This window comes from Streptomyces kunmingensis, assembly GCF_039533535.1.
Lineage (GTDB): Bacteria > Actinomycetota > Actinomycetes > Streptomycetales > Streptomycetaceae > Streptomyces > Streptomyces kunmingensis.
This window is the reverse complement of record NZ_BAAATS010000016.1, coordinates 1-13,016: the sequence shown is the minus strand read 5'-3', so window position 1 is coordinate 13,016 and position 13,016 is coordinate 1. Positions and strand designations below refer to the sequence as shown.

Annotated in this window: 12 protein-coding genes; 9 read left to right on the top strand and 3 right to left on the bottom strand. The window is 71.7% G+C overall.

From position 1 onward, the window contains the following. The first annotated feature begins 33 nt into the window (after positions 1 to 33). The 9 genes from ABD366_RS18530 (at position 34) to ABD366_RS18490 (ending at position 9,141) form a co-directional block, all read left to right on the top strand. Positions 34 to 999: a sugar phosphate isomerase/epimerase family protein gene (locus ABD366_RS18530; RefSeq protein WP_324767266.1), complete on the top strand. Its 966-nt coding sequence runs from the start codon at positions 34 to 36 to the stop codon at positions 997 to 999. Between the two features lie 88 nt (positions 1,000 to 1,087). After that, positions 1,088 to 2,092, top strand: a complete 1,005-nt coding sequence (locus tag ABD366_RS18525; protein WP_324767267.1) for a 4-hydroxythreonine-4-phosphate dehydrogenase PdxA — start codon at positions 1,088 to 1,090, stop codon at positions 2,090 to 2,092. 72 nt (positions 2,093 to 2,164) lie between these two features. Further along, complete coding sequence (locus ABD366_RS18520; protein WP_324767269.1) at positions 2,165 to 3,655, top strand: GntT/GntP/DsdX family permease; 1,491 nt, start codon at positions 2,165 to 2,167, stop codon at positions 3,653 to 3,655. A 20-nt stretch (positions 3,656 to 3,675) separates the two neighbouring features. Further along, entirely contained in the window at positions 3,676 to 5,427 is a 1,752-nt protein-coding gene (locus tag ABD366_RS18515; RefSeq protein WP_344442111.1) for a dihydroxyacetone kinase family protein, read from the top strand. A gap of 67 nt (positions 5,428 to 5,494) precedes the next feature. Continuing rightward, complete coding sequence (locus ABD366_RS18510) at positions 5,495 to 5,992, top strand: ribose-5-phosphate isomerase (RefSeq protein ID WP_324770019.1); 498 nt, start codon at positions 5,495 to 5,497, stop codon at positions 5,990 to 5,992. Continuing rightward, positions 5,989 to 6,780 (top strand): triose-phosphate isomerase family protein, encoded by a 792-nt coding sequence (locus tag ABD366_RS18505; protein ID WP_324770017.1) that lies wholly within the window; start codon positions 5,989 to 5,991, stop codon positions 6,778 to 6,780. The genes ABD366_RS18510 and ABD366_RS18505 overlap by 4 nt, the downstream gene beginning before the upstream one ends. Before the next feature lie 140 nt (positions 6,781 to 6,920). Beyond that, on the top strand, positions 6,921 to 7,526 hold the full coding sequence (locus ABD366_RS18500) for a hypothetical protein (RefSeq protein ID WP_324770015.1): 606 nt from the start codon (positions 6,921 to 6,923) through the stop codon (positions 7,524 to 7,526). Positions 7,527 to 7,662: 136 nt separating this feature from the next. Beyond that, positions 7,663 to 8,343 (top strand): ANTAR domain-containing protein, encoded by a 681-nt coding sequence (locus tag ABD366_RS18495; RefSeq protein ID WP_324770014.1) that lies wholly within the window; start codon positions 7,663 to 7,665, stop codon positions 8,341 to 8,343. Between the two features lie 48 nt (positions 8,344 to 8,391). Continuing rightward, positions 8,392 to 9,141, top strand: coding sequence for an ANTAR domain-containing protein (locus ABD366_RS18490; RefSeq protein ID WP_324770013.1), 750 nt, complete (start codon positions 8,392 to 8,394; stop codon positions 9,139 to 9,141). Positions 9,142 to 9,171: 30 nt separating this feature from the next. Here ABD366_RS18490 and glgB read toward each other — a convergent pair whose 3' ends face one another. From glgB to ABD366_RS18475, 3 genes are all read right to left on the bottom strand, one after another. Beyond that, a complete protein-coding gene (gene glgB / locus ABD366_RS18485) occupies positions 9,172 to 11,421 on the bottom strand; it encodes a 1,4-alpha-glucan branching protein GlgB (protein WP_324770012.1) in 2,250 nt (749 codons plus the stop codon). Between the two features lies 1 nt (position 11,422). Beyond that, complete coding sequence (locus ABD366_RS18480; RefSeq protein WP_324770010.1) at positions 11,423 to 12,808, bottom strand: maltokinase N-terminal cap-like domain-containing protein; 1,386 nt, start codon at positions 12,806 to 12,808, stop codon at positions 11,423 to 11,425. Between the two features lie 3 nt (positions 12,809 to 12,811). After that, positions 12,812 to 13,016, bottom strand: a 205-nt coding sequence (locus tag ABD366_RS18475) for an alpha-glucosidase C-terminal domain-containing protein (RefSeq protein WP_344442106.1), incomplete at its 5' end; no start/stop codon positions are given.

Sequence of the window (13,016 nt, the reverse complement as noted above, 5' to 3'; positions counted from 1 at the left end):
GCGTCATCAACACTCCGCCACGCAGGAGCGCACATGAGCAAGGCTGGTTCTCACTCCACCCCCGGCTGGGAGGAGTGGCCCATCGCCGCCGCGATGCTGCAGTTCGCGAACACCACCCCGGACGGCGGCTCGATCCAGGACGCCGACCCGGAGGTCTGGGCGGAGGCGCTGCGCGAGGTGGCCGGGGCCGGCTTCGAGCAGGTCGACCCCACGGACTCCTGGCTGCGGGTCGCGGACCTGTCACCGGCACGCCGGGACGACTTCACCCGCGTGGTGAAGGAGGCCGGTCTCACCGTCCCCGCCCTCTCGACGGCCCGCCGCAGCGTCATCGACCCGGTCCACGGCGCGGACAACCTCGCCTACAGCCACCGAGTGGTGGACACGGCCGCCGAACTGGGCGCCGCGGTGGTCTCCTTCGGCCTGTTCGAAGCACTGGCCCCGGCCCAGCGCGAGGCCCTCTGGTTCTGGACCGCCCCCGGGCCGCGCAACCCCGACGACCCGGAGACCTGGCGGCTCGCCGTCGCCCGCATCCGCGAACTCGGCGAACACGCGCAGAGCGTCGGCGTGGACGTCTCCCTGGAGATGTACGAGGACACCTACCTCGGCACCGCCGACGACGCCGTCCGCTTCGTGCGGGCCGTGGACCACCCCCGGGTGGGGCTCAACCCCGACCTCGGCAACCTCCAGCGGCTGCACCGGCCGGTCGAGGCGGCCCGCGTCATGGTCGAGAAGACCCTCCCGTACGCCAACTACTGGCACGTCAAGAACTACTTCCGCGCCGAGGACGCGAGCACCGGCGCGGTGCTGACCTTCCCCGCGCCCATGGAGTACGGCGTGATCGACTACCGGCACGCCCTGCGGTACGCCGTCGAACACGGCTTCCGGGGCGCCTTCTGCGTCGAGCACTACGGCGGCGACGGACTCAGCGTCAGCGCCACCAACCGCGCGTACCTGCGCCGCCTCCTCTCCCAGACCCCGGGCGTCGGCCCCCGGCCCTGAGATCTCCCCTTTGTGAAGAACGTCTCGATCCGCGCTCGTCCGCGCCCGAGCGTCGTAACGTCGCACCCGTACGAAGGAGCACCCGCTCATGTCCGAAGCACACCGTCCCACGCTGGCCCTGACGCTGGGCGACCCGTCCGGCATCGGCGGTGAGCTCGCCGCGAAGCTGCTGGCCTCCGGTGAGCCGCAACGACTGGCCGACATCCTGGTGATCGCCTCCCGCGAGGAGCTCGACCGCGCCGCGGGCCAGGCCGGCGTCGAGCTCGACGTCGCCGACGCCCCCGACGACAGCCGCCCCGGCCGCGCCGTCCTGCGCGACCCCGGACGGCCCGGCCCGCTGCCCACCGTCACCGGCCGCGTCGACGTCGAGTGCGGGGCCTGGACCAAGGCCGCCCTGGAGTTCGCCGTCCGGCTCGCCGAGGCGGGAGAGATCGACGGCATCTGTTTCATGCCGCTGAACAAGGCCGCCCTGCACGAGGCCGGCATGCACGCCGAGGACGAACTGCGCTGGTTCGCCGACCTGATGAAGTACACCGGGCCCACCTCCGAGATCAACGTGCTGCCCCAGCTGTGGACCTCCCGGATCACCTCGCACATCCCCATGGCCGACGTCGCCGACCGCATCACCGCGGCCCGCGTCACCGAGATCGTCGTCATGTTCGAGGAGATGCTCCGCGACTCCGGCATCGCGGCACCCCGCGTCGGCGTCGCCGCGCTCAACCCGCACAACGGGGAGAACGGCATCTTCGGCCGCCACGAGATCGACGAGATCGCCCCCGGCGTCGCCGCCGCGCGGGCGAAGGGCATCGACGTCCAGGGCCCCTTCTCGGCGGACACGATCTTCCTCAAGGGCCGCGACGGCGTCTTCGACGGCATCGTGACGATGTACCACGATCAAGGCCAGATCGCGATGAAGCTGCTCGGCTTCGACGGCGGCGTGACGATCCAGGGCGGCCTGCCCGTACCGGTCACCACCCCCGCGCACGGCACCGCCTTCGAGATCGTCGGCAAGGGTGTCGCCGACACCAACTCCGCGAGCAACGCGTTCGAGATCGCCGCGACGATCGCCTCCCGGCGCCTCGCCCGCGCCTGACGCGCCGCCCCGCGCCCAGCGCGGCCACCCCCTCCCCCTGCTCCCTCCTTCTCAACGACGAGATGAGGACGTATGCACTCGTCCCTGTACATCCTCGCCAGCGGCGTCCTCGCCGTCGGCCTGCTGGTCCTGCTCATAGCCAAGGCGAAGCTGCACCCCTTCATCGCCCTGCTGATCTCCACCCTGCTGCTCGGTCTGGCCAACGGCCTCGGACCGACCAAGACGGTCGAGACCGTCACCGACAACTTCGGTTCCACGCTGTCCGTCACCGGACTCGTCATCGCCATGGGAACCGTGCTCGGCGGGCTGCTGCTCAACTCCGGCGGCGCCGACCGCATCGCCGACGTCCTCGTCGGCAACCGCGCCGCGGTCTGGATGCCGCTCAGCATCGGCCTGGCGGCCGTCATCATCGGCCTGCCGAACCTCTTCGAGGTCACGTTCGTCCTGCTGGTGCCGCTCGTCTTCTCCGTGGCCCGCAAGTACAACCGCAACCTGCTCGCCGTCGGCCTCCCCATGGCCGCCGGCCTGATGACCTCGCACGCGCTGCTGCCACCGGGCCCCGCCACCGTCATGGCCGCCCAGGCCTACGACGCCAGCCTCGGCGTCACGATCCTCTACGGGATCCTCGTCGGCGTCCCCGTCCTGCTGGTCGGCGCGCTGCTGTTCCCGCGTCTGATCGCCCGATGGAACATCACCGGCAACAACGGCGCCCTGGAACTGCTCGGCGACTCCGGCGGCTCGGGCGGCACACCCGCGGGCCCGGCCGGCTCCCCGGACAAGGACGGCCAGGCCAAGGGCACGGACACGGGCACCAACACCGGCACCGGCACCGGCACCGGCGGCACCGCCCTTGCCGTCCGCTCCGAGGTCAAGGCACCCGCCACCCCGCAGCCGACGCTCGCCGCCTGCCTCAGCACCGTCCTCGTCGCCCCCCTCATGATGATCGTCGGCACCCTGCTGCCCGACGCACTGCCCGACCACGGCTGGTACAGCCCGGTCCTGGACGCCATCGGCAACCCCGTGATCGCCCTGCTCGTCTCGGTGCTCTACGCCTACTGGGCGCTCGGCATCCGGCTCGGCTCGAACGGCGCGCAGTTGCTCGCCAACACCAAGAAGGGCCTGACCCCGGTCATCAGCCTGCTGCTGATCATCGGTGCGGGCGGTGCGCTCAAGGGCATGCTCAACGGCATCGGGCTCAGCGACATCATCGCCGACAACACCCAGAGCTGGTCGATCTCCCCGATCCTCTTCGCCTGGCTGATCGCCGCGATCTTCCGCATCGCCCTCGGCTCGGGCACCGTCGCCGTGGCCGCCGCGACCGGCATCATCACCCCGGTCCTCGCCCAGCACCCCGGCACCCCGGTGGAGCTGATCGTGCTCGCCACCTGCACCGGCGCCATGATCTTCTCCCACGTCAGCGACGGCGCCTTCTGGATCTTCAAGGAGTACTTCGGGCTGACCGTCCCCGAGACGCTCAAGACCTGGAGCCTGCTGGTCACCGTCCAGGCGGTGGTGGGTCTGGTCAGCATCCTCATCGTCGACGCCGTCGTCCAACTCGTGTGATTCCCGCGGAGATCCGACTCATGACACGCCTGCTCAACGATCCGGACGCCTTCGCCCAGGAGGCCCTTGAAGGGTTCGCCGCCGCCCACGCCGACCGGGTACGCGCCGTACCCGGCGGGGTGGTCCGCCGCGGCCGCCCGGCACCCGGCCAGGTCGCCGTCGTCATCGGCGGCGGCTCCGGCCACTACCCCGCCTTCACCGGCCTGGTCGGCCGCGGCCTGGCCCACGGCGCGGCGGTCGGCGAGGTCTTCGCCTCACCCTCCGCGCACCGCGTCCGACAGGTGGCGAAGGCCGCGCACGGCGGCGCGGGTGTGCTGCTCGCCTACGGCAACTACGCCGGTGACGTCCTCCACTTCGGCGAGGCCGCGCAGCGGCTGGCCGCCGAGGGCATCGAGGTACGCACCCTGGCCGTGACCGACGACGTGGCCAGCGCACCGCCGCAAGAGGCGCACCGCAGGCGCGGCGTCGCCGGCGACCTGGTCGTCTTCAAGGCCGCGGCGGCCGCCGCCGAATCCGGTGCGCCGCTCTCCGAGGTCGCCCGGATCGCCGAACGCGCCAACGCCCGTACGCGCACCTTCGGCCTGGCCTTCTCCGGCTGCACACTGCCCGGCGCCCCGCACCCGCTCTTCCAGGTCCCCGAGGGCCGGATGGCGGTCGGACTCGGCATCCACGGCGAGCCGGGCATCGCGGAGGAAGCCGCGCCCACCGCGGACGAGGCGGCCGGACGCCTCGTCGGCAGGCTGTTGGCCGAGCTGCCCGACGACGTGGAACGCGCCGCCGGACAGCGCGTGGGCCTGCTGCTCAACGGACTCGGCGCCCTCACCCATGACGAGCTGTTCATCGTGTACCGGCGTGTCGCGGAACTCCTCGCCGAAGCGGGCGTGACGGCCGTGCTGCCGGAGGTCGGCGAGCTGTGCACCAGTTTCGACATGGCGGGCCTGTCGCTGACCCTGGTCTGGCTCGACCCTGAACTGGAGGCGCTGTGGCGGGCCCCGGTGGACGCTCCCGCCCTGCGCCGGGGCAGCCTGCCCGCTCCCGTGGACGTCGTCGAGGACCCGGCATCCGGCCTCGGCACGGTGTCCGACGCCCCGGCCACCTACCCCGCGGCGACGCACGACTCGCGGCTGCTGGCCGGCCGCGTCGTCGACACCCTCGACACCCTCGCCCACACCTTGGACGAGCACGCCGACGAGTTGGGCCGCATCGACGCGGTCGCCGGTGACGGCGACCACGGCATCGGGATGCGGCACGGCTCGGCGGGAGCGCTGGCGGCGGCCCGTGCGGCACTGGCCGGCGGCGCGGGCGCGGGCACCCTGCTCGCGGAAGCCGCGGACGGCTGGTCCGACCGGGCCGGCGGTACCTCGGGCGCGCTGTGGGGCGTCATCCTGCGCGCTCTCGGCACCGCGGTCGGCGACACCGAACGGCCCACGGCCGTCACGGTGGCCGCGGGCGCGACCGAAGCGGCCGAGGCCGTGATGCGGCTCGGCGGGGCGGCGGTCGGCGACAAGACCATGGTCGACGCCCTCGTGCCGTTCGCCGACACCCTGCGGGCCGCGGCCGGGCGCGGTGAGCCGCTCCCCGACGCCTGGGGGACGGCCGCGGCAGCGGCCACCGACGCCGCCGCGCGCACGGCCGACCTGCTGCCCCGGGCCGGACGCGCCCGCACCCATGCGGGCAAGAGCCTCGGCACTCCCGACGCGGGGGCCCATTCACTGGGCCTTGTCGTGCGCACGGCACACCTGGCGCTCTTCGCCCCGGCGCGACCCGCATGACCGGCATGACGCGCGCCGGCACCTTCCCCCGTTCATGACTGCACGCCCAGCACAGGAGAGCACCACCATGACCACCCCCCTCACGATCGTCGTCGGTTCGGACGACGCCGGTCACACGTACAAGGAAGCACTCAAGGCCGACCTCGCCGCCAGCGACCTGGTCGCCGAGGTCATCGACGTCGGCGTCGACACCGACGGTCACACCCCCTACCCCGAGATCGGCGTGGCCGCCGGACGGCTCGTCGCCGACGGACGTGCCGACCGGGCGCTCCTGGTGTGCGGTACGGGTCTCGGCGTCGCCATCGCCGCCAACAAGGTGCGCGGGATCCGCGCCGTCACCGCCCACGACTCGTTCTCCGTCGAACGGTCGGTCAAGTCCAACAATGCCCAGGTCCTCACCTTCGGTCAGCGCGTCGTGGGCCTCGAACTCGCCCGCCGCCTGGCCACGGAGTGGCTGACCTACCGCTTCGACGACTCCTCGCCGTCCGCCGCCAAGGTCCGTATCCTCGACGACTTCGAGGCACAGGCCCGCAGCGAGGACTCCGGCGAGCGAGACGCCGTATGACGGCCCGTACGGTTCTCGGCGTCAGCCTGAAGATGTATCTGGGGCACCGGCAGACCCTGGAGTGGGCGCGCGGTGTCGCGGACGTCGCCCGCGCCCACCCCGCTCTCGCCACCGGCGGCGCCGAGCTGTTCGTCCTGCCGTCCTTTCCCGAACTCGTCCCCGTGCTGGACGCGTTGGCGGGCAGCGGGGTGCATGTCGGGGCGCAGGACCTGGCCGTCGAGGACCAGGGTCCCTACACCGGTGAGGTCAGCGGAGCCTCCCTGCGGGAGATCGGCTGCCGCTTCGCCGAGGTGGGGCACGCCGAACGGCGCCGGCTGTACGGCGAGGGCGACACCATCGTCGCCGCCAAGACCGCGGCCGCCCTGCGCAACGGACTGACCCCCGTCCTCTGCGTGGGCGAACGCGATCCGCTGCCTCCCGCCGGCGCCGCCGAGCGCACCACGGCGGAGCTGGAACGTCTGCTGGCCACGGCCGAGACGTTCGGCCCGCTCGGACCCGTCACCGTCGCCTACGAACCTCAGTGGGCCATCGGCGCACCGCGGCCGGCGACACCCGAACACATCACCACCGTCTGCCGCGCCCTGCGGACCCATCTCCGCGGCCGCCCGCACCTCGCGGGCAGCGCGGTCATCTACGGCGGCAGCGCGCAGCCGGGGCTTCTCACGCAACTCGGCGCCGATGTGGACGGCCTCTTCCTCGGCCGGTTCGCCCACGATCCGCAGGCCGTGGCGGCGATTCTGGACGAGTCACTCGGCCACCGGAACGCGGCTTCGGTGCGTGCCTGTTGACAGACGTCATGAACCGTCTGAGGGTTCACTCGATGAGCGCTGGGGAGATCAATCGAGCAGGCGCTCCCCTAGACTCCTGCAATCATCAGCGCCTCAGCCGTTCCCGTTCACCCCCGGACCAGCGCATACAGGAGGTTTCCATGACGGATTCCCAGCCCGGAAACTCGGGTGTCAAGCAGCAGTACGCGGCGCAGGTCGCGGCCGACCTCGAACGCAACGCCAAAGAGCAGGAGCAGATCGGCACCGAAGTAGAAGCACTGCAGGCCCAGTTGCGGGCGCTGCAGGAGGACCAGGCGATCCTGGTCAACATGCAGCAGGCCCTGGGCACGAAGGAGAGCGCGAGCGCGCCGGCGAAGGGGAGCACGAGCGCGCCCACGAAGCCGCAGCGCAAGTCCGCCGCCGCAAGCGGCGCGAAGAACAGCGCACCGAAGCGCAAGACGGCGCGCGGCGCCAAGTCCGTGCCCGCGCCCCGTCAGTCGGACAAGGGAACGGCCAGTACGCAGCCGACACTTGTCACCCTCGTACAGGAGTTCCTCAAGCAGCAGACGGAACCGCGCTCGGCGGCGGAGCTGACGGACGCGCTCGCCGCGGCGCACCCCGACCGGACCTTCAAGAAGCCGGTCGTGCGCACCACTGTCGAGGGCCAAGTGGCCAAGGGGCTGGCGCAGCGCAGCAAGCAGGGGTCGTCGGTCTTCTACAGCTCGCCGGAGCAGGCGCAGTCCCCCGAGCCGGCGCCGGAGCAGTAGGCCCCGTCCCGTGGCCCCGGGGCGGTTTTTCCCGGTGGGTGGCTGTCAGGTGCGGGCGGCGGCGCTAAGCTGCAATCGAAGTGTGCAGCCGGCGGCCGCCGCGCCGCTCTGGAAGCACCGACGAAAGCGTGTGGATATGCGTTCCACGGTCCAGGAGCTCCTGGACAGCCTGCATGCGGCGGCTACCGAGGAGGAGCGCCGGTCGTGGGCGGTCGCCTCCGCCCAGGCCCTGGGCCTGGGCGGGATCGCCGTCTCGCTGGGGCAGGAACTGGTGTGGTTCAGCGATGACACCAGCGCACGTCTCGAGGACCTCCAGTTCGTCCTCGGGCAGGGCCCCAGTCAGCTCTTCAAGGACGAGCCGGGTACCCGCGAGGTCCCGGATCTCGGCAAGGTACTGGCGCAGCAGTGGCCCCAGTTCACCGCCGAGGCGGAGGAACTGGGGATCGCGGCGCTGTTCGTCTGGCCGGTGCACATCGGCGCCGCCCAGATCGGCACGATGACCGGCTACCGTCGCACGACCGGCCCGCTCAGCGCGGAGCAGTCCGCGCAGGGCTGGCTGGTCGCCGACGCGCTGGCACAACAGGTGCTGAGCCGCTGGCCGGCCGGCGACGAGTGCGCCCCCAGCAGTGTCGCGGGGACGGTGGGACTGCACCGGGCCGAGGTGCACCAGGCCACCGGAGTCCTCAGCGAGAAGCTCGGTGTGCCGCTCGCCGAGGCTCTGGACCGGCTGCGCGCCCAGGCCTACGCGTCCGGACGGTCCCTGTCGGACACCGCCCACGCCATCATCGAGCGGGAACTGCCGCATGACTCCGCATGATCCGATCGACCGCACCGGTGACGCTCAGCGCGGGCAAGGAGTACAGCCATGAGCAGGGAACAGCACATCGCCCGTACCTTCGTGGAGCTGGCCGACACCCTGGTGGAGGACTTCGATGTCATCGACTTCCTGCACCAGATGACCGTCCGCTGCCAGGAGTTGTTGGACGTCACCGACGCCGCGGTCTTCCTCGCCCACCCCGGGCCTCTCCTGCACAGCCCGGCCCCCTGCGATCCCAGCCCCTCCCTCCAGCGCGTCCTGGACGCCGCCTGCACCGAAGGTCCGGCCGTGGACGCCTACCGCACCACACGGTCGGTCGCCGCGGCCGATGAGGCCGAGACGGCCGCGCGCTGGCCGGAGTTCGCCCCGCAGCTCCAGCAGGCCGGCTACAGCCTCGCCACCGCCCTGCCGATGCGCCTGCGTCAGGAGAACATCGGCAGTCTCCTCCTGCTGCGTACGGGGAGCCGGCCGCTGAACGCGGACGACCTCGCTCTGGCGCAGGCCCTCGCCGACGCCGCCACCATCGGTCTGATCCAGGCCCGCACCATCCACCAGCAGCACACCGTCAACGAGCAGCTGCACACCGCCCTGCAGAGCCGCATCATCATCGAGCAGGCCAAGGGCGTCCTCGCCGCACGCAGCAACATCACTCTCAACACGGCGTTCGAGGCGCTGCGCCATCACGCCCGGCACCATCGCATCATGCTCAGCGACGTGGCCCAGGACGTCATCCACAACGGGCTCACGCCGGCCCCGGCACCCGCCCGGTCCCAGGCAGCCGCGGCCGACCCGGAGTAGCACCGGGCCCGGCCTTCACGGGTGCACGGGTCAGGTTTCACGCACCGGAGTCAGCCAGATCGCCGCCAGCGGCGGCAGCCGCAGGGTGAGCGAAGCGGGGAAGCCGCCCCGGGGCTCCGGCTCCAACGGCAGCGGACCGGTGTTGCGGACATCGCTGCCGCCGTACCGCGTCGCGTCGGTGTTGAGGATCTCCTGCCACTCCCCCGCCGCCGTGAGCGGTACTCCGAGCCGGTAGTCGTGGCGGACCACCGGCGCGAAGTTCACCACGGCCAGCAGGGGGCTGCCGTCGGCGGCCTTGCGTACGAAGGCGAAGACGTTGTCCTCCGCGGCGTCCGCCTCGCTCCACACGAAGCCGTCGGGGCTCGTGTCCTGTTCCCACAGGGCGGGGTGGGAGCCGTACAGGCGGTTGAGATCGCCCACCAGTCGCTGGACCCCGCGATGGTCCCCGCCGGCGGGGTGCTTCTCGTCCAGCACCCACCACTGCGGCCCTTCCTCCTCCTCCCATTCGGCGCCCTGGGCGAACTCCTGGCCCATGAACAGCAGCTTCTTGCCGGGGTGGGCCCACATGTACCCCAGGTAGGCGCGGTGGTTGGCACGTTGCTGCCACCAGTCGCCCGGCATCTTGGAGACCAGGGCCTTCTTGCCGTGGACAACCTCGTCGTGGGAGATGGGCAGGACGAAATTCTCGCTGTACGCGTACACCATCGAGAAGGTCATCTCATTGTGGTGGTACTTGCGGTGCACGGGCTCGTGCGCCATGTAGTCGAGCGAGTCGTGCATCCAGCCCATGTTCCACTTCAGGCCGAAGCCGAGGCCGCCGAAGCCGTCGGGGCCGATGTCGTGGGTCGCCCGTGTCACCCCGTTCCAGGCGGTGGACTCCTCGGCGATGGTGACGACGCCGGGGACGCGCCGGTACAGCGTGGCGTTCATCTCCTGGAGGAAGGAGACCGCGTCGAGGTTCTCCCGGCCGCCGAACCGGTTCGGGGACCATTGCCCGTCCTCGCGCGAGTAGTCGAGGTACAGCATGGAGGCGACGGCGTCGACGCGCAGGCCGTCGATGTGGAACTCCTCGCACCAGTAAAGGGCGTTCGCCACAAGGAAGTTGCGGACCTCCTTGCGGCCGTAGTCGAAGACGAGGGTGCCCCAGTCGGGGTGCGCGGCACGCTGCGGATCCTGCGGCTCGTACAGGGGGCGCCCGTCGAACTGCGCCAACGCCCATTCGTCACGCGGGAAATGGGCGGGGACCCAGTCGAGGATGACCCCGATGCCGGCCTGGTGGAGTGTGTCGACGAGGTACTTGAAGTCGTCGGGGGTACCGAGCCGGGCCGTCGGCGCGTAGAAACCCGTGACCTGGTAGCCCCAGGAGCCGCCGAAGGGGTGCTCGGCCACCGGCATCAGCTCGACATGGGTGAATCCCAGCTCGGAGACGTACTCCGTGAGTTCGTGCGCCAGGCTGCGGTAGGTCGCCCCCGGCCTCCAGGATCCGAGGTGCACTTCGTAGACGGACATGGGGGTGGCATGGGCCGGGCGGTCGGCCCGCTCTCGCAGCCACTTCTCGTCACCCCAGGTGTAGTGGCTCTCCGCCACGACCGAGGCGGTCGCGGGCGGCGCCTCCGTGCTGCGGGCCATCGGGTCGGCCCGGTCGAACCGTGCCCCGTCGGGGCCGGTCAGCTCGTACTTGTACTGGGCGCCGGGGCCGACCTCGGGGACGAACAGCTCCCACACCCCGGAGGAGCCCAGGGAGCGCATCGGCAGCGACGTCCCGTCCCAGTGGTTGAAGTCGCCGCGGACCCGGACACCACGCGCGTTCGGCGCCCAGACGGTGAAGCGGGTCCCCGGTACACCGCGGCATTCCAGTACGCGGGAGCCGAGAGCCGTCCACAGTTCCTCGTGGCGGCCTTCGGAGATGAGGTGCAGGTCGAGCTCGCCCAGGGTCGGCGGGAACGCGTAGGGGTCGTCCGTCTCGGTGACCGCCTCGGGGTAGGTCACGCGCAGGCGGTAGGGCGCGAAGCCCTGACCCGGGATCCTGCCCCCGAACAGGCCGTCGCCCTCGTCGCGGAGCTCCCACAAGCAGGTGCCGATGACGACGGACACCGCCAGCGCGTGCGGCCGCAGACAGCGCACCGCGAGCCCGTCCCGCAGCGGGTGGGCGCCCAGGACGGAGTGCGGGTCGTGGTGGGCGCCGCCGAGAAGCCGGGAGCGCACGTCGTCGTCCAGCGCGGCGAGGGGCGCGACTCGGGCGCGCTGGTCGGCCTGCAGGACGGGGTCGGCGACACTCATGTCAGGTCTCCTGGAGGGGACGGTCACAGGGGGCGGACGGGATGGGCGGGGGTGTTCCGGGGGCCGCGCACAGCCGTGCCACCGCGTTCATCGGGACCATGAGCCGGTCGGGGCGGTACACCGACTCGTAGACCACCTCATAGACGGCGCGGGCCGCCTCGTGGGCGCGCAGCGCGGCGGGGACGGCGCGCGGATCGAAGCCGCCCGACTCGGCGTAGCCCGCGCAGAAGGCGTCGCGGCAGCGTTCGGCCCACCGCGGGTGGAACGCACCGCCGGACTGGGCCGCGTAGTCGAAGGACCGCAGCATGCCGGCGACGTCGGCGATCGGTGACCGGTCGGCGCGGCGCTCCGGCACGGGTTTGGCCGGCTCGCCCTCGAAGTCGACGATGTGCCAGCGTCCGTGGGCGTGCAGGACCTGTCCCAGGTGCAGGTCGCCGTGGGTCCGTTGCAGCGGGGGCTGGCCGCCGCCCGTGACGGCGGCCGCGTAGATCTCCTGGAGGGGCGGCACGTACGGGCGCAGCGCCGGTACCCGTGCGGCCGCGCGCAGCAGTTTGTGGGTCATCGCGTCGGCCAGTCGCGCCGGCTGGTCCACCGGGCCGATGTCGGTCGGGAACGCCTTGGCGAGGGCCATGTGCAACTCGCCTGTCGTGCGGCCCAGTTCATGTGCCTCGTCGGTGAAGCCCGTGCGGCGCCGGCCGGAGTCCAGGGCCAGCTCCCAGCCGTCCGTCGATTCGGTGAGGAACGGCTGCACCATGCCGAGGGTGCTCCAGAACGGCGCCTCCGTCTGGAACCAGCCGACGGGCGCGGGGACCTGGGTGAAGCCGTGCCGCGCCAGCGCGCCCGTGACCTCCAGGTCGGGGTTGATGCCGGGCTGGATGTGACGGAAGAGCTTCAGTATGAGTTCGTCGCCGTACACGATCGACGTGTTCGACTGCTCGACGTCGAGGACGCGCGGGGTCAGACCGCACGGCACCGACGTCCGCGGCAGCGACTCGAAGCGCAGGTGCCCGGTGGAGCCGCCTCTGCGGAGCCGTTCGAGCAGCACGATCGCCGCGCGGTGGTCGTGGACGGCGTCGTAGACCATGAGCCGCTCGCCGGGCCGCGCCTCCACCTCGCCGATCAGGCTCGGCCACATCCGCGGCGGCACCTGGGCGGCGACGCCGAGCAGCACCTGGTAGTGGTCGCCGTCCGCGGAGCCGCGTTGGTCGACGCGGACCACCAGGTGGTAGCAGTCGGCCGTCAGCGCCGTCGCCGCGGCGACGCTGACGCCGGTCATGTCGCGGCCTTGTCCGGTGAACCACCGCTGGCGCGGGAGCCAGCGCGCCAGGAGCGCCGCGAGGGAGGACGCGGGACCGACGCCTATATCGGACAGCAGAGGCGAAGTCATGGATCAGGTCCAATCGTGGTGAGCCATGCGTGGCGTCAGGCTCGTGCCACGCAGCCGGAACCAGTAGAAGCCGTGTCCCGCCAGGGTGAGGAGGTAGGGCAGTTCGCCGATCGCGGGGAAGCGGATGTTGCCGATCAGCTCCACCGGATGCCGGCCGTCGAAGGCCTGGAGGTCCAGCTCGGTGGGCTGGGCGAAGCGGGAGAAATTG